Here is a 1,179-nt window from a genome sequence, read left to right on the forward strand (position 1 = left end):
CTTGTCTTATGCATTCCGTGTCGCTGCGTGCGACAAAGGACTGATTTTTCCGGGGTGGCCACCCCGGAAAAATCAGGAAGGGGACGGGTCGGTAACAGGCAGACCGTAATGGGTCGACTTGAGAGTATGACCACCCCTTCTTTTCCTTGTGCCCTGAACGGATACCCGAGGTTCGGCCTCGGATGACAAGCATAGGACATGGAAAAGATGACGCATCCAGTTGCGGCTTCCAAGGCCGAATTGCCACCCGCATCGATCACAATCGGGATCGATGTATCCAAGGATCATCTCGACGCTGCCCGTCACCCCGGCGGTGATACCGTCCGTGTCGCCAACACCCGCAAGGGCCAGACCGCGCTTCTGCGCTGGATCGGCGACATCAAAGCCGTTGCCCGGGTGGTGTTCGAGCCAACCGGCCCCTATCACCGCACACTGGAGGAACGCCTGGCGGCCGTTGGTATCCCGCTGGTTAAGGTTAATCCACGACAGGCGCGGCGTTTCGCTGAAGCCACCGGCAAACTCGCGAAGACAGATCGCGTCGATGCATTGATGCTGGCACGCTATGGTGCCCTGCTGGATCCGGTGGCGCGTCCAGTCCGCACGGATCTACAGAACCGTCTGGCCGAACTGGTGGCCGCGCGCCGCAGTTTGATGCGAGACCGCACGGCAACGCTCAATCGTCTCAAGACCCTCACGATCAGCTTGCTGCAGCGCCACGCGCGTCATCGCCTGCGGCAGATCGAGGCGCAGGTCACATCCCTCGATGCGGCAACTGACGCGCTCGTGGCGGAAGATGCGCATCTGTCTCGGCGCCGGGACGTGCTGGCCAGTATTCCGGGACTGGGAACGGTCACGGCTCATGCGCTTCTGGCCGACATGCCCGAACTCGGCATGATAGAAGAAGGTCAGGCAGCTGCACTGGCCGGGCTGGCACCCATCACGCGCCAGTCCGGCACATGGCGAGGCCGCAGCTTCATCCAGGGTGGTCGTGCCACCGTAAGGCAAGCTCTCTACATGCCGGCCATCGTCGCCATGCGGTTCAACCCAGACCTCAAGCGTGTTTACGATCGCCTTATCGCAAAGGGAAAACACGCCAAGATCGCCATTACCGCAATCATGCGAAAGCTCGTTGTCCTCGCAAACGCCCTGCTTCACAAAGATCGGCTTTGGACGCCAAAA

The 1,179-nt window shown here is 60.8% G+C and carries 1 protein-coding gene; it reads left to right on the forward strand.

Going from position 1 to position 1,179, the window contains the following annotated elements; all coding sequences use genetic code 11:
- Positions 1 to 207: 207 nt before the first annotated feature.
- Positions 208 to 1,179: IS110 family RNA-guided transposase (locus GEU01_RS21990; protein WP_042711042.1), on the forward strand; the 972-nt coding region annotated here is incomplete at its 3' end.

Source organism: Komagataeibacter europaeus LMG 18890 (genome assembly GCF_000285295.1).
GTDB lineage: Bacteria > Pseudomonadota > Alphaproteobacteria > Acetobacterales > Acetobacteraceae > Komagataeibacter > Komagataeibacter europaeus.